The sequence below is a fragment of the Streptomyces sp. NPDC026246 genome, from assembly GCF_055567995.1.
In genome coordinates, this window is record NZ_JBVHPJ010000002.1 from 148,666 (window position 1) to 174,930 (window position 26,265).

Sequence of the window (26,265 nt, forward strand, 5' to 3'; positions counted from 1 at the left end):
TGAGCGAATCCCCGGGTTTCATCCATGGTTCGGGGGCAAGACGGGAGTCATGTCCCCTCGATATCGCAACGGCTCGAGCGCCGGCACGGCCATCGCGGTCGTCGCCGACATCATGGCCCTCATCCTGGGCCTGTGGATCCTGATGTATCTCCTGGACGCCAACCAGGGCAACAGTTTCGTCCAGTTCATCCACGACTGCGCCCGTGTTCTGGCGGGCTGGTCCCACGACCTCTTCACGTTCGACGAGGCCTGGGCCCGGGTCGTGGCGGGTTACGGGCTGGCGGCCGTGGTCTACCTGTTCGTGGGCCACGCCATCGCCAACCGGGTGCACCGGCACTGACGCCCTCAGGGGCGCGGGGACCGCGCGGCGAAGCCGCACACGACCCGCGCCCTCGGCAACGGCGGACCCGGCCTGTCAGGTGCAGCAGTCCGACTCGAGACCGACCGGCAGTTCCGTGCCCCCGAACACCTGGCAGGTCGCCTCGTGTCCGCCCAGCGCGGCCACGGCGAGCAGCAGTGACCCGGCCGTCCAGGTGGTGAGTTCGCGCGGCCAGACCGCGTCGTCGTCGAAGACGTACCCGGTCCAGTACAGGCCGCTGTCCGCGTCCCGCAGGTGCTGGATGGACTGCAGGATCTCCAGGGCCCGGTCGGACTCCCCCATCGCCCACAGCGCGAGCGCCAGTTCGGCGGACTCGCCGCCGGTCACCCACGGGTTGGGCACCACGCAGCGCACCCCCAGTCCGGGGACGACGAACCGCTCCCAGCCCTCCTCGATACGGGCCTTGGCCTCGGCGCCGGTCAGCGCGCCGCCCAGTACGGGGTAGTACCAGTCCATCGAGTAGCGGTTCTTGTCCAGGAACCGTTCGGGGTGGTGCCGCAGGGCGTGGCGCAACGCCCCGACGGCCAACTCCCAGTCCGGTTGGGCCTCCTCGCGCTGCTCGGCCATGGCCAGGGCGCAGCGCAGGGCGTGGTGGATGGAGGCGCAGCCCGTCAGGAGGGCGTCGGCCGTGGGCGTGCCGTCGTCGTCGCGCCGCCAGCCGATCTGCCCGCCCGGCTGCTGCAGGCGCAGCACGAACTCCATCGCGGCGTACACCGACGGCCACATCCGCTCCAGGAACGTGTCGTCGCCGGTGGAGAGGTAGTGGTGCCAGACGCCGACCGCTATGTAGGCGACGAAGTTGGTCTCCCGGCCCCGGTCGGTGACGTCGGCGAAGTCGCCGTCGGCGTAGGCCGCGTACCAGGAGCCGTCGTCGTTCTGGTGCCGGGCGAGCCACAGGTAGGCGCGCTCGGCGGCCTCGTGCTCACCGGCCGTGTCCAGCGCCATGGCGGCCTCGACGTGGTCCCAGGGGTCCAGGTGGTGGCCGCGGAACCAGGGGATCGCGCCGTCCTCGCGCTGCACGGCGAGAACGCCGGCGACGGTCGCGGCGGCCTCCCCCGCGGTGAGGACCCCGGGCAGGACCAGGTGTTCCGTCCGGGGAGTGGTCACGTGGCGTCCGCCCCCGTGGCGGCCGTGCGCGGCAGGTGCGGCTTGGTCGCGTAGGCCACGAAGCTCTTGCCGATCAGCGGGTTCAGCGCCTGCTCGGCGACCCGGGTGGCCAGCGGCTTCTTCATGATGTCCCAGACCAGCAGCTTGTGGTACGCCCGCACCGGCAGCGCCTTGTCGTTGTCGACGCCGAACGCGCACTTCAGCCACCAGTAGGGCGAGTGCAGGGCGTGGGCGTGGTGGGTGCCGTAGGGCTTCAGGCCGGCCTCGCGGATCTTCCGCAGCAGTTCGTCCGCGCGGTAGATGCGGATGTGGCCGCCCTCGACCTCGTGGTAGGCGTCGGACAGGGTCCAGCAGACCTTCTCGGGGCCGTAGCGCGGGACGGTGACGGCGATGCGGCCGCCGGGCTTGAGCACGCGCACCATCTCGGCGAGGACGCCCTTGTCGTCGGGGATGTGCTCCATCACCTCGGAGATGATGACGACGTCGAAGGACTCGTCGGGGAAGGGCAGGGCGAGGGCGTCGCCCTCCATGGCCGTGGCGGTGGCGCCCTCGGGGGCCTCGCCGGCCTCCTTCATCGCCGCGAACCACTTGGCGACCTCGCGGATCTCCTCGGCGTTCTGGTCGAGCGCTACGACCTGCGCGCCGCGCCGGTAGCACTCGAACGCGTGCCGGCCGGCCCCGCAGCCGAGGTCCAGGACGCGGTCGCCCGGGGCGAGCGGGAACCGGGAGAAGTCGACGGTCAGCACGTGGCCCTGCTTTCGGAGTTGACGCCTGCTACATCTGCCGCCGCCGCGGGCACGGGCCCCGTGGCGGCGCTGTTCCCGGCCGCGGCCGGGGCGGACCGGGCGGCGCCCGCAGCGGGGCGGCCGGTGGCGCCGGTGCGGTCGATGGCCTCGCGGTAACGGGTCACCGTGCCCTGTGCGGCCCTGGCCCAGGTGAAGTGGCGGAGCACGCGGTCACGTCCGGCGGCGCCGAGGCGGGCCCGCAGGTCCGCGTCGCCCAGCAGGCGGACGAGTCCGGCGGCCAGCGCGCCCGCGTCGCCGGGCGGTACCGCCAGGCAGGTCTCCCCGTCGCGGCCGGCCACCTCGGGGATGGCCCCGCCGGTGGTGGCGAGCAGCGGGGTGCCGGTCGCCATGGCCTCGGCGGCCGGGAGCGAGAAGCCCTCGTAGAGCGACGGGACGCACGCGACCTGCGCCGAGCGCACGAGGTCGACGAGTTCCGCGTCGGAGATGCCCTTGACGAACTCGACGGCGCCGTCGAGGCCGTAGCGCTCCATGGCCTGGGCGACGGGGCCCTCGGCGGGGCGCTTGCCGACGACGACGAGATGCGCCTGCGGGTGCTCGGTGCGCACCTTGGCCAGCGCCTCGACGAGGTGCACCAGGCCCTTCAGCGGCACGTCCGCGCTGGAGGTGGTCACGATCCGGCCCGGGACGACCGGCACGGACGGGTCGGGCGAGAACAGGTCGGTGTCGGCGCCGATGTGCACGACGTGGATCCGGTCCGGGCGGACGCCGAGGTGGTCGACGATCTCCTGGCGGGAGGTGCCGGAGACGGTCAGCACGGACGGCAGGCGCCGCGCCACGCGCTTCTGCATGCGCGTGAAGGCGTACCAGCGCCGCACCGACAGACGGCGCTTGAAGCCGTCGGCCGCGTCCAGCTCCAACTGCCGGTCGACGGTGATGGGGTGGTGGATGGTGGTCACCAGGGGTGCGCCGACGTCGCCCAGCAGGCCGTAGCCGAGCGTCTGGTTGTCGTGCACGACGTCGAACGCGCCGCGGCGGGCGCGCAGATGGCGGCGGGCGCGCAGCGAGAACGTCAGGGGCTCGGGGAAGCCGCCGGTCCACATGGTGCCGACCTCGAGGGCGTCGATCCAGTCGCGGTACTCGTCGCGGCCCGGGGTGCGGAAGGGGTCCGGCTGGCGGTACAGGTCGAGGCTGGGCAGCTCGGTGAGGCTCAGGCCGTCGTATCCCTCGTCCAGGACGGGGTAGGGCTGGGAGCCGATGACCTCGACGCGGTGGCCGAGGCGGGCCAGTTCCCGCGAGAGGTGGCGGACGTAGACGCCCTGGCCACCGCAGAACGGGTTTCCTTTGTAGGTGAGGAGCGCGATGCGGAGCGGTCGCAAGCCGTCGGCGGCCGGGTCCTGCGGGGCCCCGTCCTGACTGGCCTCAGCGGTCACCCTGGGCCCCCTTCTCCCTGCATTGTCCCGCGAGATTACGCCGGGACGCTAATCTAGAACAAGTTTCAGACTTGATCGTTCGGAGGCTCCGAATCTACCGGCAGGTAGGGGCGCTGTGAGCAGTGGATCAGGTGATTCACGCCACGGCCGGTGCCGTGCCATGCTGTGTGATCACCCGTCCTCACGGACGGTCACGGAACGGGATCGACGCATGCCCGCAGGAGCCGAGGTGAGCGCTCAGGTGAACAAGGTGGCCAAGGCGGAATCCGCGGCAGCAGCCGCGGCCCTCGCCTCCCCGCCCCTGACGGAGCGGCAGGAGGCCCGCCGCCGGCGCATCCTGCACGCGAGCGCCCAACTGGCCGTCCGGGGCGGCTTCGACGCCGTCCAGATGCGGGAGGTCGCGGAGTCCTCGCAGGTCGCGCTGGGCACGCTCTACCGGTACTTCCCCTCCAAGATCCATCTGCTGGTCGCCACGATGCAGGACCAGTTGGAGCACATGCACGGCACGCTGCGGAAGAGGCCGCCGCGGGGCGAGACGGCGGCCGAGCGGGTCGCCGAGACGCTGATGCGGGCCTTCCGCGCGCTCCAGCGCGAACCGCAGCTGGCCGACGCGATGGTGCGGGCCCTCACCTTCGCCGACCGCAGCGTGAGCCCCGAGGTCGACCAGGTGTCCCGGCAGACCACGGCGATCATCCTGGACGCGATGGGCCAGGAGGATCCGACGCCCGAGCAGCTCGGCGTGGTCCGCGTCATCGAGCACACCTGGCACTCGGCGCTGATCACCTGGCTGTCGGGCCGCGCGTCCATCGCCCAGGTCCGGGTCGACATCGAGACGGTCTGCCGCCTGATCGACCCGGCGCCTCCGGGCCGCTCCTGACGCGAGCCCCCACGTCCGTCGCCCCGCGGGGCGCTTTTGACGGGCGGGTACAGTAAGCGGGTCGTCATCACACCGTACGTGGGGAAGCCGGTGCAATTCCGGCGCTGACCCGCAACCGTGAGCCGCCCCGGGGCGGTGAGCCGGATCGCCGCGTACGGTTCGTGACCGGCTCGCGTGCCCGGCAGTCCGCCGGTGCACGGCACCGTCGAGGTATACGGAGCCGAGCCGCCGGGGTGTCCCGTGCCGCCCGGCTCCCCCAAGGGAGAGGCACCCGCCGATCATGAACGTCCGCCGCAGCGCCGCGGTCCTGGCCGCCGTCGCCGTGATCGGCGCCGCCACCCCGGCCGCCGCCGACCCGTCCCCCTCGCCGTCCCCGGCGCTCCCGTCCGCCCTCCACGGCGACAAGGACCCGAAGTACGACGGTGTCTGGCGCCAGTCGCTCGCGCTGCTCGCGCAGGACACCGTGGGGGTGAAGCCCGCGGCCGGCTCGGTGCGGTGGCTGGTGCGCCAGCAGTGCGCGGACGGCGCCTTCGCCGCCTACCGCGCCGACCCGGCCGCCGCGTGCGACGGCAGGACGATGGTCGACACCAACGCCACCTCCGCCGCCGTGCAGGCCCTGGCCGCGCTCGGCGGGCACGACGAGGTCACCCGCAAGGCCGTCGGCTGGCTGAAGTCCGTCCAGAACGAGGACGGCGGCTGGGGCTACGCGCCCGGCGGCGCCAGCGACACCAACTCGACGTCGGTCGTCATAGGCGCCCTGGCCGCCGCCGGCGAGCAGCCCGGCCGCGTCGAGAAGGGCGGGAAGTCGCCGTACGACGCGCTGCTGAAGCTCGCCCTGCCGTGCGGCGGGGACGAGGACGGGGCGTTCGCGTTCCAGCCGGACAAGAAGGGCAAGCTGTTCGCCAACGCCGACGCCACGGCCGCCGGGGTGCTCGGCGCGCTCGGCAAGGGCATGGCGGCGAAGGCCGGTGAGAAGAAGCCCGGCACGGACTGCGCGAAGCCGGGCACGCCCGGGCAGGCGGCGGCGAACGGGGCCGGCTACCTGACCGCCGCGCTGGCCGCGGACGGCGACCACCTGATGTCCGCCCTGCCCGGCGCCGAACCGCAGCCCGACTTCGGCAACACCGCCGACGCGGCCGTGGCGCTCGCCGCGCACGGCGACACCGGGCAGGCCGGGAAGTCCGTGCGGTGGCTGGAGAAGAACTCCGCCGCCTGGGCCCGGCAGAACGGCCCCGCCGCCTACGCCCAGCTGATCTTCGCCGCGCACGCGACGGGCACGGACCCGCGCGACTTCGGCGGCGCCGACCTGGTGAAGCAGCTGAACGCCACCGGCCCGGCCCCGCAGGCCGCCGCCGCGAAGGCGGACGGGCAGGGCGAGAACGAGGAGCAGGACTCGAAGGACTCGGACTCGGTGTTCGGCGTCTGGTGGTACGTCGGCGTCTGCCTGGTCGCGGGCATCGGCATCGGCTTCCTGTTCAGCAACGGCCGCCGGAAGAAGCAGCAGCCGTGATCCGCAGGGCCCTGCTGTTGCTTGTGGCCGCGCTCCTGCCGCTCGCGGGCGCCGGTCAGGCGCAGGCCGCCGGCTACCGCTACTGGTCGTTCTGGGAGCGCGACGGCGACCGCTGGGTGTACGCCACCCAGGGGCCGTCCACGGCCCGCCCCTCGGACGGCGACGTGCAGGGCTTCCGCTTCGCGGTGAGCGAGGACTCGGCGGACGCGGCCCGGCCGCGCGGCGCGGCCCGTTTCGACACGATCTGCGCGCGGACGCCCGCCGAGGAGGGCACCAAGCGCGTCGCCCTCGTCCTCGACTTCGGCACGGCCGCCGACGCCCCCGACGGCGAGCGTCCGCCGCCCGCGCGAACGGCCTGCGCCCGGATCTCCCCCGACGCGACCACCGCCGAGGCCCTGGCCGCGGTGGCCGGGCCGCTGCGCTACGGCAGCGACGCCCTGCTGTGCGCCATCGCCGGCTACCCGGAGAAGGGCTGCGGCGAGCAGGTCGCGCAGCGCCCGGAACCGTCGGCGAACGGGAACGAGTCGAAGGAGGACGGGGCGGAGGGCGGCACGTCCGGCGACGGCCCGGCCCTGGGGCTGGTCGCCGGCATCGCGGTGGTGGTGATCCTGGGGGGAGCAGCCGTCTGGCAGGTACGGCGGCGTGGCTAGCACGACCCCGCCGCAGGGGCGCCCGGCCACCCTGCACCCCGGTGCCTGGTGGCTGTGGGCCCTCGCCCTGGGCACCGCGGCCACCCGCACCACCAACCCCCTGCTGCTCGCCCTCCTCATCGCCGTCTCCGCCTACGTCGTGGCCGCCCGCCGGCCCGACACGCCCTGGTCCCGCTCCTACGGCGCCTTCGTCAAACTCGCCCTGCTCGTGCTGCTGGTCCGGCTGGTCTTCGCGACGGTCCTCGGCTCCCCGATCCCGGGCACGCACACCCTGTTCACGCTGCCCGAGGCCGGTCTGCCCGACTGGGCGCAGGGCATCCGCCTCGGCGGCAGGGTGACGGCGGAGGCCCTGGTCTTCGCGCTGTACGACGGTCTGCGGCTGGCCACCCTGCTGATCTGCGTCGGTGCCGCGAACGCCCTCGCGAACCCCGCCCGTCTCCTGAAGTCGGTGCCGGGCGCGCTGTACGAGATGGGCGTGGCGGTCGTCGTCGCGCTCACCTTCGCCCCGAACCTCATCGCGGACGTGCAGCGGCTGCGCGCCGCCCGCAGGCTGCGCGGCCGTCCGGACAAGGGCGTCCGGGGCCTGCTGCAGGTGGGCCTGCCGGTGCTGGAGGGCGCGCTGGAGCGTTCGGTCGCCCTGGCCGCCGCGATGGACGCCCGCGGCTACGGCCGCACCGCGCAGGTCCCGCCCGCGGTCCGGCGTACCACCGCCGCGCTGACCCTGGGCGGGCTGCTCGGCGTGTGCGCCGGGACGTACGGGCTGCTCACCGCCGAGGGCGGCTCCTACGGCGTGCCCGTCCTGGTCCTCGGCTGCGCCGCCGCCCTGGCGGGCCTGCGGCTCGGCGGCCGCCGCTCCCTGCGCACCCGCTACCGCCCGGACCGCTGGGACGCGCGGGCCTGGCTGGTCGTGGCCTCCGGCGTGGCCGTCGCGGCCCTGCTCACGCTCGCGTCCGTCCGCGATCCCGCGGCACTGCAGCCCGGCGTGGTCCCGCTCGTGGCGCCGACGCTCCCCCTCTGGCCCGCCGCGGCGATCCTTCTCGGCCTGCTGCCCGCGTTCGTCGCCCCCGACCCGAAGGAGCCTTCGTGATCCGCTTCGAGGACGTCTCCGTGACCTACGACGGGGCCGCCGAACCCACGGTCAGGGACGTCGACTTCGAGGTCCCGGAGGGCGAACTGGTCCTGCTGGCGGGCCCGTCCGGAGTCGGCAAGTCGACCGTCCTCGGCGCGGTCAGCGGACTGGTCCCGCACTTCACCGGCGGCACGCTGCGCGGCCGGGTCACGGTCGCCGGGCGCGACACCCGCACCCACAAGCCGCGCGAACTGGCCGACGTGGTCGGCACGGTCGGCCAGGACCCGCTGTCCCACTTCGTCACGGACACCGTCGAGGACGAACTCGCCTACGGCATGGAGTCGCTGGGCCTCGCCCCGGACGTGATGCGCCGCCGCGTCGAGGAGACCCTGGACGTCCTGGGCCTGGCCGGTCTGCGCGACCGCCCGATCGCCACGCTCTCCGGCGGCCAGCAACAGCGGGTCGCGATCGGCTCGGTGCTCACCCCGCACCCGGACGTCCTCGTCCTGGACGAGCCGACCTCCGCGCTCGACCCGGCCGCGGCCGAGGAGGTGCTGGCCGTCCTGCAACGGCTGGTGCACGACCTGGGCACGACCGTCCTCATGGCGGAACACCGACTGGAACGTGTCGTGCAGTACGCCGACCGGGTCGTGCTGCTGCCGGGGCCGGGCGCCGCACCCGTGCTGGGCACTCCGGCCGAGGTGATGGCCGTGTCGCCGGTGTACCCGCCGGTGGTGGCCCTCGGTCGCCTCGCGGACTGGTCCCCGCTGCCCCTGACGGTCCGCGACGCCCGACGCCGGGCGGCCCCGCTCCGCGACCGGCTCGCCGACGCACCGGAGGCGGACGGCAGCCCGGACGGCCGGCGCCAATCCGTCACCCGTCCCACCGAGCCCACGGCCCCCGGCCGGCGCCGCCCCTGGTTCCGCCGCGACCGCACCGCCCCCGCCGGCGTCGAGGACGCCGTGCACGCCGCCGAGGTCCGGGCGCTGGCCGTCACCCGGGGCCGCGTCCGGGCCCTGCGGCACATCGACCTCACCGTCGACCCGGGCGAGACGATCGCCCTCATGGGCCGCAACGGCGCCGGGAAGTCGACGCTGCTCAATTCCCTCGTCGGCCTGGTCGCCCCCACCTCGGGCACGGTCCTCGTCGACGGCGCCACGCCCCACCGCACCGCCCCGAGGGACCTCGTCCGCAAGGTCGGGCTGGTGCCGCAGGAGCCGCGCGACCTGCTCTACGCCGACACCGTCGCCGCCGAGTGCGCGGCGGCCGACCGGGACGCGGGCGCGGACCCCGGCACCTGCCGCGCCCTGGTCGGCGACCTGCTTCCGGGTGTCGCCGACGGCACCCACCCCCGGGACCTGTCCGAGGGGCAGCGGCTCGCGCTCGCCCTGGCCGTCGTGCTGACCGCCCGGCCCCCGCTGCTGCTGCTGGACGAGCCGACCCGCGGCCTGGACTACGCGGCCAAGGCCCGGCTGGCCGCCGTGCTGCGGACCCTGGCCGCCGAGGGCCACGCCATCGTGCTGGCCACCCATGACGTGGAACTGGCCGCCGAGATCGCCCACCGGGTGGTGCTGCTCGCGGAGGGCGAGGTGATCGCCGACGGCCCGACCGCGGACGTGGTGGTGTCGTCGCCGTCCTACGCGCCGCAGGTGACGAAGATCCTCGCCCCGCAGCACTGGCTCACCGTCTCGCAGGTCCGCGCGGCCCTCGCCGGGACCGGCCGATGAGCGCCCGCACCGGCACAACCGCACCCGCCCGGCCGACGCGCCGGCGCCAGGCGCGGGCCGTCCGCCTCGGCCCCCGCTCCCTCGCCGCACTGATCCTGGTCAGCGCCGTGGGGGTCGCCGCCTTCGGCTGGCCCTTCCTCGCCCCGCCCACCTCGGGGCTCAGCGCCCACTCCCAGGACGCGCCCTGGCTGTTCGCGGGACTGCTGGTGCTGCTGGTGGCCGTGGTGGGCGCGTCGATCTCCGAGTCCGGCCTGGGCCCGAAGGCGGTCGCGATGCTCGGGGTGCTCGCCGCGACGGGGGCGGCCCTGCGGCCGATCGGCGCCGGCACGGCGGGTATCGAGCCGATGTTCTTCCTGATGGTGCTCAGCGGCCGGGTCCTCGGCCCGGGCTTCGGGTTCGTCCTGGGCTCGGTGACCATGTTCGCGTCGGCGCTGCTCACGGGCGGGGTCGGGCCGTGGCTGCCGTTCCAGATGCTGGCGATGGGATGGTTCGCGATGGGCGCGGGACTGCTGCCCGGGCCGGACCGGCTGCGCGGCCGGGCCGAACTCGCGCTGCTCGCCGGGTACGGCTTCGTCGCCGCGTTCGCCTACGGCCTGTTCATGAACATGGCCGGGTGGCCCTTCATGGGGACGCTCGCCTCGAACGTGGCTTTCGACCCCGGCGCGCCGGTCGCCACGAATCTGGCCCGCTTCTTCGCCTACTGCGTGGCGACCTCACTCGGCTGGGACCTGGGCCGTGCCGTCGTCACGGTCGTCCTGACCCTGGCGCTCGGCCAGCCGGTCCTCAAGGCCCTGCGCCGGGCCACACGCCGGGCGGCCTTCGAGACGCCGGTCACCTTCGAGGCACCCAGGCCGGACGCCGGGCGTGAGACCCCCCACATGACCGGCGTCACGTACGAAGCGGGGCCGTAGCGCGAGGCCGTGGTGACGCGGGGGGAATCCTGCCCGGTATGCGGCCGGGCCTAGTAGAGGGGTTCGTTGCACGCACCCGCTGGGCCTGTTTCGGTGGACGACCGCGCCGCGTTCGGCAGTGTGCGCGGCGCCCGGAACCGGTCACGAGCCGGTTCCCTCCGACCGGAGGCGGCGGTCCCCTGATCCCCGGGGCCGCCGCCTTCGCCGTACGGTCATTCGGCGGCGGCGGAGGCCCAGTTGACGAACGCGGTGAACGGGGCGGGACGCAGGGTCAGAACGGGCCCGGCGGGGTCCTTGGAGTCGCGCACGGCGACGGTGGCCCCAGGAATTTCGGCGACCTCCACACACTCGCCGCCCTGATCGCTGCTGTAGCTGGACTTGCGCCAAGCCAGGGCTCCGACCGGCGCGCATTCGACGCACTGGCCGCCTTGATCACCGCTGTAGGACGACTTACGCCACTGCATCTCCATAGCGTTCCTCCATCACGCGCCGGATAAGCTCCGCCGAGTCGTTGAGGGACAGCGCGGCGGCCCGCAGGTGATCGTAACGGAGCGAACACTCCCTGACTGTGTCCGGGTTGGCGGTCGGATGACCGCTGCCGTACCCCTCCGTGTAGACGATGGTGGGATCGCTCGTGAAGCGGTAGACGTCGAATGAGCCTTGCAGTCCGGCATGGGCCCCGACGGACAGCGGCAGCACCTGGATGTTGATCCGCGGGTCGTCCTCGAACGACAACAGATGGGCGAGTTGCTCCCGCATCACCTCAGGTCCGCCGATCTCCAGGCGGAGCGCGGCCTCACTGAGGACCGCCCAGAAGATCGGCGGCTCCTGCTTCACGAAGACGCGCTGCCGGGCGAGGCGTACCGCCGTCCGGTCTTCGAGGTCGGACTTGTCCAGCGCGCCGAGCACGGCCTGCGCGTACCCCCGGCTCTGGAGCAGCCCGAGGACCATGTGGGTCTGGAAGGAACAGATCTCGGTGGCCCGCACCTCCAGCTCCGCGACCTGCTGGAACCAGGCCGGGAGCCGGCTGCGCAGCACCAGTTCGACGAGCCGGGAGAAGAGACCGTCCGTACCCAGTGCCGCATCCGCTCGCTCGCTGAACTCCGGCGTCGGCACCTTCCTGGCCGTCTCGATCTGGCCCACCAAGGAGCCGGTGTAGTTGACGATGTCCCCCAACTGCCGTTGCGTCAGCCCGGCCGCCTCCCGGTGCCGGCGCAACTCGTAGCCGTAGTAGTCGAGCGGGGAGGCCCCCGGGTCGAGGGCGTTGATGTGGGTCACGCGCGAAGCCCCTCTCACGCAACTCCGTCCACTACGGGACGCGTTGTATCCGATCCGTAGCCGAGGGTAGTCACCGCACGTCAGGCTCGTCCCGTGAACGGATACATTCCCGCGCAGTACTCGATGCGCCTCACCGTCGGCGCGCACGCCCCCCGCCATGTCCGCCGTATCGTCCGCTCGTTCCTCCTGGAGTGGGGCGCGCCCGAGCTGTCGGACGCCGTGGAACTGGGCGTCACGGAACTGCTGGCCAACGTCGTACGGCACGTCCCGGACCGGCGCTGCGCCCTTCTGCTGCTGCGGCAGCGGAGCGGCGTACGGGTGGAGGTCACGGACGGCAGCGCCGAACTGCCGCGCACACCGCCGTCCTTGGACGAGGACTCGGAGGGCGGCCGGGGCCTGCTCCTGCTGGAGGCGATGGCCGACAAGTGGGGCGTGTCCCTGTGGGCGGACGGCGGCAAGACGGTGTGGTTCGAGTGCGGAACCGGGGCTCACTGAGCCTCGCGCTGGGCCTTACCCGCGCGCGGGGTCCAGGGTCGGCTTCCGGTCAGGCTCTTCGATCGCCACGCCGACCGGTGGCCTCGGTCCGGACAGCAGGTACGTCAGGCCGAACCCGGCCGCCACCACGGCCGCTCCGCCCACCGCGTCCAGCACCCAGTGGTTCCCCGTGGCGACGATCGCCGACGCCGTGAGCAGGGGGTGCAGCGCGCCGAGGGCCTTCACCCACCACCGGCGGGCCAGGACCGCGATCACCACGCCGCACCACAGGGACCAGCCGAAGTGCAGGGACGGCATCGCCGCGTACTGGTTGGTGAGGTGGGTGAGCGTGCCGTAGTCCGGCTGGGCGAAGTCCTGGACGCCGTGGACGGTGTCGATGAAGCCCAGCGTCGGCATCAGGCGCGGCGGGGCCAGCGGGTAGAGCCAGAAGCCGGCCAGGGCGAGCAGGGTGGCGAGGCCGAGGGCCGAGCGCGCCCAGCGGTACTGGGCGGGACGGCGCCAGTAGAGGAGGGCCAGGACGGTCAGCGGGACGACGAAGTGGAAGGAGGTGTAGTAGAAGTCGAAGAACTCCCGCAGCGGGTCCAGACCGGCGACGGTGTGGTTGACCCAGCGCTCGACGTCGATGTGCAGGGCGCGTTCGAGGTCGTACACCTGCATCCCGTGCTCCTCGGCCTCGGCCCGCCCCGCCGCGTTGCTGCCGCCGGTCGCGGCGAGCCTGACCTCGGAGTACCCGGCGTAGGTGACGCGGATGAGGAGCAGTTCGAGCAGCAGGTTCGGCCGGGTGAGGACCCGGCGCAGGGGCGGCACGAGCGGCACGTGGCGGAAGCGGGTGGGGACGGCGGGCGCGTACGCGGCCGGTTTCGGCTCGCGGTAGTACGACGAGGTGCGGGGCAGGAACGGCAGGGCGACGGCGGCGGCGAGGGCGGCCAGCAGCACGGCGTTCGTGCGCAGCGGGTCCAGGGACGTCATGTCCGGGAACAGCACCTTGGCCGGCAGGGTCATGACCAGCACGACGGCGACGGGCCAGACGTAGCGGTCGGAGCTGCGGGTGCCGACCCGGCCGACGGCCGCGAGGAGCACCCACAGCAACTGGTGCTGCCAGGCCGTGGGCGAGACGGCGATCGCGGCGCAGCCGGTGACGGCGACCGCGAGCAGCAGCTGGCCGTCGTGCGCGTAGCGCACGGCCCGGCGCAGTGCCAGGACGGCGACGGCCGCGCCGAGGGTGAGGAACAGGGCGATCTCCAGCGGCCCGCTGAGGCCGAGGCGCAGCAGGGCGCCGTGCAGGGACTGGTTGGCGAGGTCGTCGGCCGGGCCGCCGAGGCCGGCGCCCGCCAGGTGGTGCACCCAGTAGCGGTAGGAGTCGGCGGGCATGGCCGCCCAGGCCAGGCCGGTGCAGGCGGCGAAAGTGGCCCCGGCGGACAGGGCCGCGCTGCGGCGGCCGGTGCACCACAGCAGCGGTGTGAACAGCAGCAGGGTCGGCTGGAGCGCGGCGGCGAGGCCGATGAGCACGCCGCTGGTGCGCTGGCCGTGTGCGGCGAAGCAGCCCAGCAGGACGAGCAGGACCGGGATGATGCTGGTCTGGCCGAGCCACAGGGCGTTGCGCACCGGCAGGGAGATCATCAGCAGGCTGATGGCGACGGGGGTGGCCAGCAGGGCGGTGCGGCGGCCGACCGGCTGCGGCAGGGCCCGGGCGGCGAGCACGCCCAGGGCCACGACCAGCAGCAGGGTGCCGAAGGTCCACCCCCAGCCGAGGGCCTGCTCGGCGGAGCGGGTGAGGGGCTTGAGGGCGAGGCCGTTGAAGGGCGTGCCGGTGAAGCGGGTCGAGTCGTAGAGCGAGCCGTTGACGTGCAGCACGCCGTTCGGGCCGACCCAGGTCTCCAGGTCGATGAGGCGCTCGCCGCGCGGGGTGGCGAGGACGACGGCCACCTGCCGGGCGGCGAGCAGGGCGACGACCAGCCACAGGCCGAGGCGGGCCGCTCTCAGGCGTGGGTGGTCCCGGCCGACGGCTGTCGCTCCGATGGATTCCGCCGGTCGCCCGTCACGATTCGCCTGAGACATGCCCTTGCCGGCCTCCCGCCCCAGTTCATCCCACATGTCATGGATGTGGGAATTCCTCCGCGAACCCTACGAGGGCTCGCCTCGCCACGGGAAAGAAGACGCGGGTTACCCCCGATTCACCTGACGTCCGTCCTCCTTTTGTCCGGATGACGATAGTCCGCGCCCGTTTCGGCCGCCTCTCGTGAACGCGAGAAGGATCACAAGGGACACGGGTGGGAACCGTGCGCGGACGGGCAGAAGCCCCTGGGCAATCACGGTTTACGTGCACTGTGCAACGAAGGTCGTACCGCCCGTAGGCGGTCCAAAGCCGCCTATCGTCGCTTTTCGGCCCGTACGACAGCGCCGCCGCGCGGGACCGTGCCCCTGTCCCCGTCGAAAGGTAGGCGAGCGAGTCTTGTCGACTGCCTCAGTCGTCACCTCCCCGTCCCTGGCGAAGCCCCGCAGCGCGAAGGCCGCCGACCCCACCGTCACCGACCCCGCACTGGTCAAGCGCGCCGTGAAGGCGGCCGCGCTGGGCAACGCGATGGAATGGTTCGACTTCGGTGTCTACAGCTACATCGCGGTCACGCTGGGCAAGGTCTTCTTCCCCTCGGGCAACCCCACCGCCCAGCTGCTCTCCACGTTCGGCGCCTTCGCCGCGGCCTTCCTGGTCCGCCCCCTGGGCGGCATGGTCTTCGGCCCGCTCGGCGACCGCGTCGGTCGCCAGAAGGTCCTCGCCCTCACGATGATCATGATGGCCGCGGGCACCTTCGCGATCGGTCTGATCCCGTCGTACGCGACGATCGGTGTCGGCGCGCCGATCCTGCTGCTCGTGGCCCGCCTGGTGCAGGGCTTCTCCACCGGCGGCGAGTACGCCGGTGCCTCGACGTTCATCGCCGAGTACGCCCCGGACAAGCGGCGCGGCTTCCTCGGCAGCTGGCTGGAGTTCGGCACGCTCGCCGGCTACATCGGCGGCGCGGGCCTGGTCACGCTGATGACCGCCCTGCTGTCCGCCGACGACCTCACCTCGTGGGGCTGGCGCATCCCGTTCCTGATCGCGGGCCCGATGGGCATCATCGGCCTCTATCTGCGCATGCGCCTGGAGGAGACCCCGGCGTTCGCCGCCGAGGTCGCCAAGGCCGAGAAGGACCGGCCCAAGGTGCCGCTGCGCGAGATGGTCACCGGCCAGTGGCGCGCGCTGCTGCTCTGCGTCGGCCTGGTGCTGGTCTTCAACGTCACCGACTACATGCTGCTGTCGTACATGCCCAGCTACCTGACCAGCGAGCTGCACTACGACGAGACCCACGGTCTGCTCGTCGTGCTCGGCGTGATGGCCGTGATGATGGTCGCCCAGCCGTTCGTCGGCGCGCTGACCGACCGCGTCGGCCGCCGCCCGGTGATCGCCACCGGCTGCGCGGGCTTCCTGCTGCTGTCCGTGCCCGCCCTGCTGCTGATCCGCGACGGCAGCCTGCTCGCGGTCGCGCTCGGCATGGGCGCCCTGGGCCTGCTGCTGGTGTGCTTCACGGCGGCCATGCCCGCGGCCCTGCCCGCGCTGTTCCCGACCCGGGTCCGCTACGGCTCGCTGTCGATCGGCTTCAACGTCTCGGTGTCCCTGTTCGGCGGCACGACCCCGCTGGTGGTCACGGCCCTGATCGGCGCGACCGGGAACATGATGATGCCCGCGTACTACATGATGGCCGCGGCCGTGATCGGCGGTTTCGCCGTGTGGCGCATGACGGAGTCGGCCGGCCGCCCCCTGCCCGGCTCGGCCCCCTCGGTGGCGCCGCAGGAGCGGTGAGCCCAGGGGCGGCCCGACGGACCCGTGCTCCGGCCGCCCCTGCTCCGGCCGCTCCCGGTCCGGCTGTGCGGAACCCCCGGCCGGTCGTGATCGTTCGTCTGCTGGTGCACCGTTGGTGGACCGTTCCGGCCGGGTACAGAAGGGCAGCCGTATGAGCGAGTCGCATGTCTGGGACGAGGTCGACGCCTACTTCAGCGAGCGTCTCGCCCCGGACGACGAGGTCCTGGCCGCCGCGCTGCGCGACAGCGACGCCGCCGGACTCCCCCGCATCGCGGTCTCCTCGAACCAGGGCAAGCTCCTGCAGCTCCTCGCCCAGATCCAGGGCGCCCGGCACATCCTGGAGATCGGCACACTCGGCGGCTACAGCAGCATCTGGCTGGGTCGCGCCCTCCCGTCCGACGGGCGCCTGGTCTCCCTGGAGTACGACCCGCGGCACGCCGAGGTCGCCGCCGGCAACCTCGCCCGTGCCGGACTGGCCGAGCGCGTCGAGGTGCGGGTCGGCCCGGCCCTGGAGTCGCTGCCCGCGCTGGCCGCCGAGAACCCGCCCCCGTTCGACCTGGTCTTCATCGACGCCGACAAGGTCAACAACCCCCACTACGTGGAGTGGGCGGTCGAACTGGCCGGGCCGGGCTCCCTGATCGTCCTCGACAACGTCGTCCGCGGCGGCCGGGTGACCGACGCGGCCAGCACGGCCCCCGACGTGGTCGGTACGCGCACGGCCATCGATCTGATCGGCAGCCACCCGAGACTGTCCGGCACGGCGATCCAGACGGTCGGCACCAAGGGCTACGACGGGTTCGCCCTGGCACGCGTCCTGCCGTGACCCGGTCCGCCCGGGGCGGCTTCCGTCACTCACGCCCCGGGCGTCAGACCTCGTGGTAGAAGCCCACGTTGACGCTGCGCGGGGCGGTGCGGTCCTGGACGACGATCTCGCCGCTGCCGCCCCTCGGCAGCGGGACCGTGCCGCCGTAGGCGAGCGGCTGGGCGTACTCGCCGACCGTCAGCCGGACCTCGGAGGACGGGTCGGGCTGGGAGCCGCGCAGCCAGGTCACCTGCCAGGTGCCGTCGGGTCCGCACAGGAACTCCAGGTGGACGCGGGAGACGAACAGCCAGTCGTCCGGCGTGCCCAGCCGGCACACGGACTTGTCGCGGCCCACCCGCAGCACCGCACCCGGCTCGCTGGGCGCCTCGGCCATGAGCATGCCGGCCGTGGCCCCCTCCTCCGCCGCGGAGACGGCGGCCATGGTGAGTTCGAGCACGTGCGCTCCTCCTGGGACGTCCGAAACGAGCCTGTAAGCCCGCCGCATGATAGAACGCCCGGCTGCGCGGTGTCCGGCACAATGGGTGCATGACCGAGCGGAAGCCACCCGGCGTCGACTTCGAGTCCTGGGTCGACCGGCAGATCCGTGACGCGGAGGCGCGCGGGGAGTTCGAGCGACTGCCCGGGGTGGGCCGTCCCCTGCCGCCGGACGTGGAGAACTCCTACGACGAACTGTGGTGGGTCAAGCGGAAGATGGCCCGCGAGGGCTTCTCCGTCCTGCCGCCCGCGCTGGCCCTGCGCAAGGAGGCCGAGGACGCGCTGGAGGCCGCGCTGGCGGCCCCCTCGGAGCGGATCGTCCGGAAGATCATCGGCGAGGTCAACGACAAGATCCGCGACATGATGTTCAAGCCGCCGCCCGGCCCCCCGCTCGGAAAGAAGCCGTACGACGTCGAGGACGTCGTACGGCAGTGGCGGGAGCGCCGGGCGGAGCACTGAGCGGGCCGGCCGGCCCGGTCAGACGTGCAGCAGGCGTTCCGCGAGTTCCCGGTAGTCCTTCAGGGCCAGGCGGAGCTGCTCGGTGTCGGCGGCGGAGACGGTCTTGTCGCCGCCGCTCTCGGCGGTCTGCCAGGACCGGCGCAGCGTCCGGCGGCGTTCCGTCACGACCTCGGTGAACCGGGCCGTGATCTCTTCCAGTACCTGGTCGGCCTCCTCGACGGAGGCGCGGGGCCCGTCGACGAACCCGGCGACGGCGTGCCGCAGACGCTCGCCGAGCTTGTCGGAGGCGTCGTGCGGGAAGAGGTGCGCACCGGTGGCGCCGCCCGCGTGGCCGGCGTCGCGGTCGGTGCCGTGCGCGTGGGTGCCGAGCTTGTCGGTGCCGAGCTTGTGGGTGCCGGTCGAGGTGACGTGGTCCGCGTCGGTGCCGCGCGTGCCACCGGGGGCCGCGTCGCCACCCTGGGTGCCGGTGCCGGTGCCGGTGCCGAGGATCGTGGTGTCCTGAGTGCCGGTGCCGGTGCCGGTGCCGAGGGGGCGGGTGTCGTGGAGGCCGGTGTCGTGGGTGGCGTTCCCGGACGTCGCCGTGCCGTGGGCGTCGGTGCCCTGCGCGGCGACGCGGCCGGCGTCGGTGGCACCACCGGCGTCGGTGGCGCGGTCCGCGTCGGCGAGACGGGGGTCACCGGCGGGTGTGCCGGTGCCGGTGTGCGCCGGAGCGTGTCCGGCGGCCGGGGCGGTCTCGCCGCGGGCGTCCGGTGCGGGTGTGTGCGGCGTGTCCGGCGTGTGGTCGCCGGGCCGTCGGGGCATGTCGGTCATCGGACTCAGCTCTCCTTCGCCTGGCGTCGGTTGAGGGCCCACGGCATGCTGCCGCGCCCGGAGGCCTTGCGATCGCCGGCCGGCACGGCGTGGTCCCGGCCGTCGTGGCGCGCGGTCTCGTGCCGCCCGTGCGTGCGGCCGTCGTCGTGACGGTCCGGCCGCACCAGCTCCTCGAACAGGGCGCGGGCGGCCACCATGGCCTCGCGCATGTCCTCGGTGCCCTGGCCGCCGTCCCGGGCGTCCTGCGGGCGCAGCTGAGCCGCGCGGTGCACGCGCCGGTAGCCGTCGACGTGGTGGGCGTGGTGCACGGACAGCGCGGCAAGCTGCTCCTCGTACTGCCCGCCGTCCGGGAAGCCCCGCACGCCGGCGAGTTCGGCGATCAGCGCGTCCGCCTCGGCGACGGCGTCGCGCGGCGAGTCGACGAAGCGCTCCTGGGCGGCGGTCCAGCGCGCCTGGTACTGCTCGCGCTGCGCCGGCTCCAGCGGCCGTACGCGCAGGTCGCCGTGGCGCTCCAGACGCTCGGTCAGCTCGCGCTCGGCCGCCGTGGTGTCGCCGTCGTGCCGGGCGAGGACCCGCTCGTACTCGGGTCCGAAGCGGCGCTTGAGGTTCGGGCCGCGTCCGGTCCCGCGGGCACGCAGGGTCAGGGCGGCCGCGATGATGACGACGACCGCCGCGATCACGATCAATGCAATGATCAGGCCAGTGGACATGGATGCCTTCCGGGGTTCGGGCCCAACCGGCTCTCCTGGCGAGCCGGTTCGCGGTTCGTGTTGCCCGGAAGTCCGGCCGTAAACGACGCGCGCACGGGACGGGGCCCGTGCGCGCCCCGGGGATTATCCGGTTGCGGGGCCCGTGGGGCGGCTGCGGAGAATGCGGTCCATGACCTGGACCGTGGCCCCGGAACCGTACGACTCCCCCGTCGCCGCCGCGCTGTGGCGGGCGTACTACACGGAGGTCAGCGACCGCTGGTATCTGCTGCACGAGGGGCGGCGCACCGATCCGGACGAGCTGGAGCGGGAGATCGCCGCCCAGCCCGGCGCCGATCTCGCCCCGCCGCGCGGGGAGTTGCTCGTCGCCCGGTACGGCGGTGAGCCGGCCGGCACGGCGGGGGTGCGGCTGCTGGACGGCGTGACCGCCGAGCTGAAGCGGGTGTTCGTGCATCCCGCGATGCGCGGCAGGGGCGGTGCCCCGCTCCTGGTGGGCGCCGCCGAGGACACCGCACGCGCGCTCGGCGCCGCACGGCTGATCCTGGACACCCGCAGCGACCTCGTCGAGGCCCGTGCCCTGTACGGCCGGCTCGGGTACACGGAGACCGGACGGCACAACGACGACCCGTACGCCGAGCACTGGTTCACCAAGCGGCTCGTCTGACGCGGCCGGACCGGCGGCCCGGACGGCAGCTCACACCGGCTGCTCGAACGGCCGCTCACACCGGTCGCTCAGACCGGCTGCTCGGACCGCTGTTCGGTCCGCCGCTCCTCGCGGGGACGGTCGTTGCGGGATCCGCACAGCTCGCCGTTCAGCTCCCGGACGAGCGCGACCAGGTCGGTGGGCCGGTCGGGACCCCACCAGTCGCCCAGCAGTTCGGCGAGGGACTCCTCCCGGGCCTCGGCCAGCCGCTCGGCGTGCACGCGGCCCTGATCGGTCAGGACGAGGTCGACGCCATCGCGCACGGCGAGCCGCCGCTCCTCGACCTGACGGACGGCCTCCATGACGACGGGCAGCGGCACGGGCATGCGCTCGGCCAGGGCGGCGGGCTCGACCCTCCCGTACCTGCGGATGCGCAGCAGCAGCCAACTCGCCGCGGGCAGCAGGTCGTAGTCCGCCCGCTCGGTGATCCGGCGGTAGATCTCCCGGCGGCCCGCGCGGGTGCCGAGCACCGACAGCGCGCGGCACACCTCGTCGTACGAGGACCGCTCGACGGGGTTGCTGGCCAGCGTCTCGGAGATGTCCGGCGCGGTGACCGAGGCGCGCAACCGGTCCTCCTTGAGGAACCAGGCCAGTACGAACCCGACGAGCGCGACGGGCGCGGCGTACAGGAAGACGTCCGTGATGGCGACGGCGTAGGCGTGCAGGGCCGCCGGACGCAGGCCGGGCGGCAGGGCGGCGATGCCGCGCGGGTCGGCCTCCAGCGAGCCCGCGGAGACGCCGGCCGGGAGCGGGGTGCCGCGGAAGGCGTCGCCGAGCAGGTCGCCGAGCCGGCCCGCGAAGACGGTGCCGAAGATGGCGACGCCGAACGAGGCGCCGATGGAACGGAAGAAGGTCGCCCCGGAGGTGGCGACGCCCAGGTCCTCGTAGGGGACGGCGTTCTGCACGATGAGCACGAGCACCTGCATCACCAGGCCGAGGCCGAGCCCGAAGACGAAGAAGAACCCGCTCAGCTCGGCCGTGGAGCTGTTCTCGTCGAGCTGGTGCAGCAGGAGCAGGCCCAGCGCGGTGATGCCGGTGCCGGCGATCGGGAAGACCTTCCAGCGGCCGGTCCGGCTGACGATCTGCCCGGACGTCGTGGAGGCCAGCAGCAGCCCGACCACCATGGGCAGCATGTACACGCCCGACAGGGTGGGGCTGATGCCGTGCACGACCTGGAGGAAGGTCGGCAGGTACGTCATCGCGCCGAACATCGCGAAGCCGACGACGAAACTGATCACGGCGGAGAGCGTGAAGGTCCGCACCCGGAACAGCTTGAGCGGCAGCACGGGTTCGGCGGCCCGTCGCTCCACGACGACGAACGCGCAGGCCAGCAGGACCGCGAGGACGGCGAGGCCGATGATCTGCGGGGAACCCCAGCCCCAGGTGGTCCCGCCGAGCGAGGCCACCAGCACCAGGCAGGTGGCGACGGCGGCGATGAGGAAGGTGCCGAGGTAGTCGATGACGTGCCGCTGCCGGTTGCGTGGGATGTGCAGGACGGCCGCGATCACGGCGAGTGCCACCACGCCCACGGGCAGGTTGATGTAGAACACCCAGCGCCAGCTGGCGTGCTGGGTGAGCACCCCGCCGAGCAGCGGCCCGAGCACGCTGGTCGCGCCGAAGACGGCCCCGAACAGGCCCTGGTAGCGCCCGCGTTCACGCGGCGGCACAAGGTCGCCGACGATCGCCATCGACAGCACGATCAGGCCACCGCCGCCCAGTCCCTGCACCGCCCGGAAGGCGATCAGCTGGCCCATGTCCTGCGCGGCCCCGCACAGCGCGGAGCCGATCAGGAAGATCACGATCGCCGTCTGGAACAGCCGCTTGCGGCCGTACTGGTCGCCGAGCTTGCCCCACAGGGGCGTGGCGGCGGTCGCGGCCAGCAGATACGCCGTGACCACCCAGGACAGGTGATCCAGGCCGCCGAGGTCGCTGACGATGGTGGGCAGCGCGGTCGACACGATGGTCTGGTCGAGTGCGGCGAGCAGCATGCCGAGCAGCAGCGCGCCGATGGACACCAGCACGTTGCCGGGCACCTGCTCCCGGTCGGCGGTGCCCGCGCCTGAGGGCTTGACGGCGTTCACGTCCCCGGCCATGCGACCTCCCACGGGCTCTGTGACATTTTCCATCGTGACCGCTGTGGACCGTTATGGCCCGCCGGGCCCCTTTGGAAGCCGAGGTTCCGGGGGCTCGTCCGCCGCGCTGTGGAGAAGATCTGGATAATCTCTGGAGTTCGCGAGGGGAGGGAGGAACGCGTGGAATCTCCGGCAGGCCACCCGTGCCCGGAGTGCGGGGTACCCAGACGGCAGGACAGCACGCCTTCCTGCTCCTGCACGGACCGCGTCGCGGACGCCCTGCGCGACGCCCGCACGGCGGAGGCGGCAGCGGCGGAGGACTTCGACCCGCTCCGCATCCGCCCGTACGTGGAGCTCGACGGCGCGCGGCCCGAGGGGCCCGGGCCCGGGGACCGGGAGAGCGGCGAAACGCTTCCTCACCACGACGGGACGGCCACCCCGCCACCCGCTTCGGGACCCGGTCAGGTCGCACTCTCCCCGGCAGCCGGACGCGAGCGGCGGCAGGGTGCGGCCCGGCCGACGGCACAGCCACCGGTTGCGGCCGCGACCGACGGCAGGCCGACCACCCCCCATCCCGCTGACGCCCCTCCCCTCTCCCCCGCAGCCGGACGCAAGCGCCGCCAGGACGCGTCACGCCCGGTGGCGCAGGCACCCGTGCCTCCCGTGACAGGAAGCACGCCACCACCCGCGGACCCGGCAGACGACGCCCTCCCGCCCTCCCCCACATCCGCGAACCCACCCGACGGCAACCTCCCGCTCTCCCCCGCAGCCGGACGCAAGCGCCGCCAGGACGCGTCACGCCCGGTGGCGCCGGTTTCGGCCGGCGAGCCTCCGCAGGAGCACGCAGGAGACGCGCCCGGGGGCGAGCCCTCGCGCTCCGCACGGACCGCGGGGGCGGCAGCCGGCATGCCGGGGCCTTCCCCGGCCGAGACCACCCTGCCCCTGGGCGCGGTCGGCCCGGCCGCCGTTCCGCCGGGCCCGCAGGCCGACCCGGACGGGACCGCCGTCCTACCCGCCGCGGCCGCCCCGGCCGCCGTTCCGCCGGGCCCGCAGGCCGACCCGGACGCGACCGCCGTCCTGCCCGCCGCGGCCGCCCCGGCCCAGGCCCGGCCTGACGACCCGGTGGGCACCGACCCCACGACCGTCCTGCCGGCGGCCGAGGCCACCGCCGTCCTGCCCGCCGCCCCGGCCGCCTCGGTGGTTCCCGCGCCCCTCGTGTCCGGTGGAAGCGAACCGAGCGTGTCCGACTTGCGGCTCTTCGACGGTGCGGACGCCCGCGACCCCGGCGCGCCGGCGCCGCACGGGGCCGGTCCGCACCGGGCCGGACGGCGGCGCCGGGCGGCGATGGTCGCCGCCGCCGCGGCCGGTGCCGCCGTCGTCGCGGTGGCCGGGTACGCCAGCGGCCTGTTCTCCTACGAGAGCCCGACCCGGGACACCGCCCTGCCGGACGACCTCCGTGCCAGCGTGCCGGACGTCCCGGCGAGCAGCGTGGACTCCACGCCGTCCGCGGGCACCTCCGCGCCCGGCTCCTCGGCCCCGGCCGCACCCTCGCCGTCCCGCACGGGCAGCCCCTCGGTCTCCCCCTCGCCGTCCGCGTCGAGCGCCTCGCCGAGTCCGTCGCAGTCGCCCAGCCCGTCGGCTCCCCGCACCTCCGCGTCCGCGAGCGCCACCGGGCAGGCGCAGCAGGAGAACGACCGCCGGGGCGGCGCCACCGTCCTGCGCCTCGGCGACCGCGGCCCCGGCGTCACCGAACTCCAGCTCCGTCTGCGGCAGTTGTATCTGTACGGCGACAACGCGGACGGTTTCTACAGCAGCCGGCTGGAGGACGCGGTGCGCACCTACCAGTGGTCGCGCGGCATCCAGACCCAGAACCTCGGGGTCTACGACGAGGCGACCAGGGCCAGGCTGGAGTCGGAGACCCGGGAACCCTGAGCGGGCGGGGCCGCCCTACTGCGGCGCCGTGACCACTCAGGTGATCGTGCTCAACGGCCGTTCCGGCTCCGGCAGGTCCGGGATCGTGCTCAACGGCGGTTCCAGCTCCGGCAGGTCCGGGATCGTGCGCTGCCTCCAGGCGGTCCTGCCCGGCCCATGGCCGGCCTTCGGCATCGACTCGTTCGTGGAGGCACTGCCCGGCGGCCTGAACGGCACGGAGGAGGGCATCACGTTCGGCAGGGGCGGCGCGGTGAGCGTGGGCGCCGGGTTCCGGGAGCTGGAGGCGGCGTGGCGGGAGGGCATCGCCGCGACGGCCCGCGCCGGGGCGAGGATCGTCGTCGACGACGTGTTCCCCGCCGGCCGGGCCTCCCAGGAGCCCTGGCGCGGGGCCCTGGCCGGGCCCGACGTGCTGTGGGTCGGCGTCCGCTGCGACGGCGAGGTCGCCGCCGGGCGGGCGATCGCCCGGGGGACCGGACCGGGGGCATGGCCGCGGCGCAGGCGCGAACCGTGCACGAGGGCGTGGCATACGACCTGGAGGTGGACACGACCCGGGCCGAGTCCCTGGAGTGCGCCCGCCTCATCGCCGCCCACGTCACCTGACCGCCCGGGGGCACCGCCCCCGCCCGGCGGCGCCGGGGAGCGACCCGACCAGGCCGGCAGCCGACCGGCCGCGGCACGTCACCGAGACAGGTCACCGAGACAGGTCACCGAGGCCGGTCACCGAGGCCGGCGCCTCCCCGACGGGCAGGTCGAACCCGGCCAGAGGTGCACCCGGCCGGCAGGTCACCCGATGTGGAGCCGGATCGTCCCGTCTTCCGTCCGTTCCACCCGCACCCGGGTGAGGTCCTCCACGACCACGTCCGGGTCGTGGAAGGCGGCCCGGGGTCCGATCCCGACGACCCGCATGCCCGCGGCGCGCCCCGCGGCGATACCGGCGCCCGAGTCCTCGAACACCACGCAGTCCGCGGGGTCGACCCCGAGTTCGGCGGCGCCCTTGAGGAAGCCCTCCGGGTCGGGCTTGCTGGCCCCGACGGACTCCGCGGTCACCCGGACCTCGGGCAGCGCGAGGCCGGCCGCGGCCATGCGCGCGGTCGACAGCGGCACATCCGCGGAGGTCACCAGCGCGTGCAGCACACCGGCCAGCGAGGCCAGGAACTCCGGCGCCCCGGGGATCGCCACGACACCGTCGGTGTCGGCCGTCTCCTCCTCGAGCATCCGGGCGTTGTCGGCGTGGTTCTGCTCCATCGGCCGGCCGGGCAGCAGCAGCGCCATGGAGGCGTAGCCCTGCCGCCCGTGGACGACCTTCATGACCTCGTCGCCGTCCAGCCCGTGGCGCTCGGCCCAGCGCCGCCAGACACGCTCCACGGAGGCGTCGGAGTTGACGAGGGTGCCGTCCATGTCCAGCAGGAGGGCGCGGGCGGTGAGCACGGCGGTGGCCGTCATCGGCAGCTCCAAGGCTCGGGGCGCGTTCCAGCGCGGGCGAGGGGCGGGCGGCACAGCACGTCCGGCACACCCGGGGGGACAAGGCGGCCCCGCCCGCCGGTCAGGGAAAACGGGCGGAGGCCACTTTGTTTCTCCACGGTACAAAACAAACACGCCCTCGCGCCAGGCGCCCCCGCAGGACGTTCACCCGCTGTTCGCCTCACCCGGTCACGGCCTCCCACAGGCTCCACACCCCGAGCGCCAGCATCACCAGCGCGGCGATCTGGGTGATCAGGCGCAGCGGCACCTTCTTCATCAGGGCCTTTCCGCCGACGATGCCGATCCCGGCCACGGCCCACAGCGCGAGCACCGCGCCCAGGCCGACGGAGAGCGGGTCGTCGTAGCGGGCGGCCAGGTTGGCCGTCATGATCTGGGTGAGATCGCCGAACTCGGCGACCAGGATGAGCATGAATCCGGCGCCCGAGACCTTCCAGAACGACTGGTTCTCCGGCTTGCGGACCTCTTCCTCCTCCTCGCCCTTCTTGAGCAGCAGCACGGCCGCGCCGCCCAGGAAGAGGACGCCCGTGAGGGCCTGTACGAGCTGCTGCGGCAGCAGCGTCAGCACGCTGCCGGCCGCGACGGCGAGCGCGACGTGCAGCGCGAAGGCGGCGGCCACACCGGCGAAGACGTAGGAGGCGCGGTAGCGGGTGCCGAGGACGAGGCCGGCCAGGGCGGTCTTGTCCGGCAGTTCGGCGAGGAAGACGACGCCGAAGACGACGGCCGTCACGGTCAGGCTGATCAAGGGTTCCTCAATCGGTCGGGGCTGCCCCACCGAGAGTGCTGGATCCT

General features: G+C 73.8%; 25 protein-coding genes, 1 pseudogene and 1 riboswitch. Of the genes and pseudogenes, 14 read left to right on the forward strand and 12 right to left on the reverse strand.

The window, feature by feature from the left end:
* Nucleotides 1–49: 49 nt before the first annotated feature.
* Entirely contained in the window at nucleotides 50–340 is a 291-nt protein-coding gene (locus ACZ4M5_RS04775; RefSeq protein ID WP_333930833.1) for a hypothetical protein, read from the forward strand.
* A gap of 75 nt (nucleotides 341–415) precedes the next feature.
* Here the strand turns inward: ACZ4M5_RS04775 and ACZ4M5_RS04780 are convergent, their stop codons facing one another.
* Genes ACZ4M5_RS04780 through ACZ4M5_RS04790 form a run of 3 tightly spaced genes read right to left on the reverse strand, consistent with a single transcriptional unit; the run spans nucleotide 416 to nucleotide 3,662 of the window.
* Nucleotides 416–1,486: a prenyltransferase gene (locus ACZ4M5_RS04780; RefSeq protein ID WP_467733120.1), complete on the reverse strand. Its 1,071-nt coding sequence runs from the start codon at nucleotides 1,484–1,486 to the stop codon at nucleotides 416–418.
* Nucleotides 1,483–2,232, reverse strand: coding sequence for a class I SAM-dependent methyltransferase (locus ACZ4M5_RS04785; RefSeq protein ID WP_467733122.1), 750 nt, complete (start codon nucleotides 2,230–2,232; stop codon nucleotides 1,483–1,485). The genes ACZ4M5_RS04780 and ACZ4M5_RS04785 overlap by 4 nt, the downstream gene beginning before the upstream one ends.
* Complete coding sequence (locus ACZ4M5_RS04790; RefSeq protein ID WP_467733124.1) at nucleotides 2,226–3,662, reverse strand: glycosyltransferase family 4 protein; 1,437 nt, start codon at nucleotides 3,660–3,662, stop codon at nucleotides 2,226–2,228. The genes ACZ4M5_RS04785 and ACZ4M5_RS04790 overlap by 7 nt, the downstream gene beginning before the upstream one ends.
* Before the next feature lie 211 nt (nucleotides 3,663–3,873).
* Here ACZ4M5_RS04790 and ACZ4M5_RS04795 point away from each other — a divergent pair, with 211 nt between their 5' ends.
* The 6 genes from ACZ4M5_RS04795 to ACZ4M5_RS04820 all read left to right on the forward strand — a co-directional run bounded on the left by ACZ4M5_RS04795 (nucleotide 3,874) and on the right by ACZ4M5_RS04820 (nucleotide 10,406).
* A complete protein-coding gene (locus tag ACZ4M5_RS04795; protein WP_467733126.1) occupies nucleotides 3,874–4,539 on the forward strand; it encodes a TetR family transcriptional regulator in 666 nt (221 codons plus the stop codon).
* 71 nt (nucleotides 4,540–4,610) lie between these two features.
* A riboswitch (adenosylcobalamin-variant (AdoCbl-variant) riboswitch) is annotated at nucleotides 4,611–4,698 on the forward strand.
* A gap of 121 nt (nucleotides 4,699–4,819) precedes the next feature.
* Complete coding sequence (locus ACZ4M5_RS04800) at nucleotides 4,820–6,049, forward strand: prenyltransferase/squalene oxidase repeat-containing protein (RefSeq protein ID WP_467733128.1); 1,230 nt, start codon at nucleotides 4,820–4,822, stop codon at nucleotides 6,047–6,049.
* Nucleotides 6,046–6,699, forward strand: a complete 654-nt coding sequence (locus ACZ4M5_RS04805; protein WP_467733130.1) for an SCO2322 family protein — start codon at nucleotides 6,046–6,048, stop codon at nucleotides 6,697–6,699. The genes ACZ4M5_RS04800 and ACZ4M5_RS04805 overlap by 4 nt, the downstream gene beginning before the upstream one ends.
* The gene (locus ACZ4M5_RS04810) at nucleotides 6,692–7,786 is read left to right on the forward strand and encodes a CbiQ family ECF transporter T component (protein ID WP_467733132.1); all 1,095 of its coding nucleotides are present in this window, start codon (nucleotides 6,692–6,694) and stop codon (nucleotides 7,784–7,786) included. Before ACZ4M5_RS04805 ends, ACZ4M5_RS04810 begins: the two co-directional genes overlap by 8 nt.
* Entirely contained in the window at nucleotides 7,783–9,495 is a 1,713-nt protein-coding gene (locus tag ACZ4M5_RS04815; protein ID WP_467733134.1) for an ABC transporter ATP-binding protein, read from the forward strand. The genes ACZ4M5_RS04810 and ACZ4M5_RS04815 overlap by 4 nt, the downstream gene beginning before the upstream one ends.
* Nucleotides 9,492–10,406, forward strand: a complete 915-nt coding sequence (locus ACZ4M5_RS04820; protein ID WP_467733135.1) for an ECF transporter S component — start codon at nucleotides 9,492–9,494, stop codon at nucleotides 10,404–10,406. The genes ACZ4M5_RS04815 and ACZ4M5_RS04820 overlap by 4 nt, the downstream gene beginning before the upstream one ends.
* Nucleotides 10,407–10,618: 212 nt before the next feature.
* Here the strand turns inward: ACZ4M5_RS04820 and ACZ4M5_RS04825 are convergent, their stop codons facing one another.
* Nucleotides 10,619–10,876, reverse strand: coding sequence for a DUF397 domain-containing protein (locus ACZ4M5_RS04825; protein WP_467733136.1), 258 nt, complete (start codon nucleotides 10,874–10,876; stop codon nucleotides 10,619–10,621).
* Nucleotides 10,857–11,684, reverse strand: coding sequence for a helix-turn-helix domain-containing protein (locus ACZ4M5_RS04830; protein WP_467733138.1), 828 nt, complete (start codon nucleotides 11,682–11,684; stop codon nucleotides 10,857–10,859). Before ACZ4M5_RS04830 ends, ACZ4M5_RS04825 begins: the two co-directional genes overlap by 20 nt.
* Before the next feature lie 93 nt (nucleotides 11,685–11,777).
* Here ACZ4M5_RS04830 and ACZ4M5_RS04835 point away from each other — a divergent pair, with 93 nt between their 5' ends.
* Nucleotides 11,778–12,179: an ATP-binding protein gene (locus tag ACZ4M5_RS04835; protein WP_467733140.1), complete on the forward strand. Its 402-nt coding sequence runs from the start codon at nucleotides 11,778–11,780 to the stop codon at nucleotides 12,177–12,179.
* 15 nt (nucleotides 12,180–12,194) lie between these two features.
* Here the strand turns inward: ACZ4M5_RS04835 and ACZ4M5_RS04840 are convergent, their stop codons facing one another.
* Nucleotides 12,195–14,237 (reverse strand): bifunctional glycosyltransferase 87/phosphatase PAP2 family protein, encoded by a 2,043-nt coding sequence (locus tag ACZ4M5_RS04840; RefSeq protein ID WP_467733142.1) that lies wholly within the window; start codon nucleotides 14,235–14,237, stop codon nucleotides 12,195–12,197.
* A gap of 394 nt (nucleotides 14,238–14,631) precedes the next feature.
* Between ACZ4M5_RS04840 and proP the strand changes: the two genes are divergently transcribed.
* Nucleotides 14,632–16,014, forward strand: a complete 1,383-nt coding sequence (gene proP / locus ACZ4M5_RS04845) for a glycine betaine/L-proline transporter ProP (protein WP_467733144.1) — start codon at nucleotides 14,632–14,634, stop codon at nucleotides 16,012–16,014.
* A gap of 151 nt (nucleotides 16,015–16,165) precedes the next feature.
* A complete protein-coding gene (locus ACZ4M5_RS04850) occupies nucleotides 16,166–16,837 on the forward strand; it encodes an O-methyltransferase (RefSeq protein WP_467733146.1) in 672 nt (223 codons plus the stop codon).
* A 43-nt stretch (nucleotides 16,838–16,880) separates the two neighbouring features.
* Here ACZ4M5_RS04850 and ACZ4M5_RS04855 read toward each other — a convergent pair whose 3' ends face one another.
* Nucleotides 16,881–17,273 (reverse strand): hypothetical protein, encoded by a 393-nt coding sequence (locus ACZ4M5_RS04855; RefSeq protein ID WP_369197271.1) that lies wholly within the window; start codon nucleotides 17,271–17,273, stop codon nucleotides 16,881–16,883.
* 89 nt (nucleotides 17,274–17,362) lie between these two features.
* Here ACZ4M5_RS04855 and ACZ4M5_RS04860 point away from each other — a divergent pair, with 89 nt between their 5' ends.
* Nucleotides 17,363–17,770, forward strand: a complete 408-nt coding sequence (locus ACZ4M5_RS04860; RefSeq protein WP_467733149.1) for a DnaJ family domain-containing protein — start codon at nucleotides 17,363–17,365, stop codon at nucleotides 17,768–17,770.
* Nucleotides 17,771–17,788: 18 nt separating this feature from the next.
* Here ACZ4M5_RS04860 and ACZ4M5_RS04865 read toward each other — a convergent pair whose 3' ends face one another.
* Entirely contained in the window at nucleotides 17,789–18,580 is a 792-nt protein-coding gene (locus ACZ4M5_RS04865) for a hypothetical protein (protein WP_467733151.1), read from the reverse strand.
* 5 nt (nucleotides 18,581–18,585) lie between these two features.
* Nucleotides 18,586–19,290: a hypothetical protein gene (locus ACZ4M5_RS04870; protein WP_467733153.1), complete on the reverse strand. Its 705-nt coding sequence runs from the start codon at nucleotides 19,288–19,290 to the stop codon at nucleotides 18,586–18,588.
* A 169-nt stretch (nucleotides 19,291–19,459) separates the two neighbouring features.
* On the opposite strand from ACZ4M5_RS04870, the gene ACZ4M5_RS04875 reads away from it, so the two are divergent.
* Complete coding sequence (locus tag ACZ4M5_RS04875) at nucleotides 19,460–19,951, forward strand: GNAT family N-acetyltransferase (protein WP_467733155.1); 492 nt, start codon at nucleotides 19,460–19,462, stop codon at nucleotides 19,949–19,951.
* Nucleotides 19,952–20,019: 68 nt separating this feature from the next.
* Here ACZ4M5_RS04875 and ACZ4M5_RS04880 read toward each other — a convergent pair whose 3' ends face one another.
* Complete coding sequence (locus tag ACZ4M5_RS04880) at nucleotides 20,020–22,083, reverse strand: MFS transporter (protein ID WP_467733157.1); 2,064 nt, start codon at nucleotides 22,081–22,083, stop codon at nucleotides 20,020–20,022.
* An 885-nt stretch (nucleotides 22,084–22,968) separates the two neighbouring features.
* Here ACZ4M5_RS04880 and ACZ4M5_RS04885 point away from each other — a divergent pair.
* The gene (locus ACZ4M5_RS04885) at nucleotides 22,969–23,994 is read left to right on the forward strand and encodes a peptidoglycan-binding domain-containing protein (RefSeq protein ID WP_467733159.1); all 1,026 of its coding nucleotides are present in this window, start codon (nucleotides 22,969–22,971) and stop codon (nucleotides 23,992–23,994) included.
* 124 nt (nucleotides 23,995–24,118) lie between these two features.
* A pseudogene (locus ACZ4M5_RS04890) lies at nucleotides 24,119–24,594 on the forward strand (phosphotransferase-like protein).
* A 183-nt stretch (nucleotides 24,595–24,777) separates the two neighbouring features.
* Here ACZ4M5_RS04890 and ACZ4M5_RS04895 read toward each other — a convergent pair.
* Together ACZ4M5_RS04895 and ACZ4M5_RS04900 are read right to left on the reverse strand one after the other, a co-directional pair.
* On the reverse strand, nucleotides 24,778–25,437 hold the full coding sequence (locus ACZ4M5_RS04895; protein ID WP_467733161.1) for an HAD-IA family hydrolase: 660 nt from the start codon (nucleotides 25,435–25,437) through the stop codon (nucleotides 24,778–24,780).
* Between the two features lie 199 nt (nucleotides 25,438–25,636).
* Nucleotides 25,637–26,218, reverse strand: coding sequence for a TMEM165/GDT1 family protein (locus tag ACZ4M5_RS04900; protein ID WP_467733163.1), 582 nt, complete (start codon nucleotides 26,216–26,218; stop codon nucleotides 25,637–25,639).
* Nucleotides 26,219–26,265 lie beyond the last annotated feature (47 nt).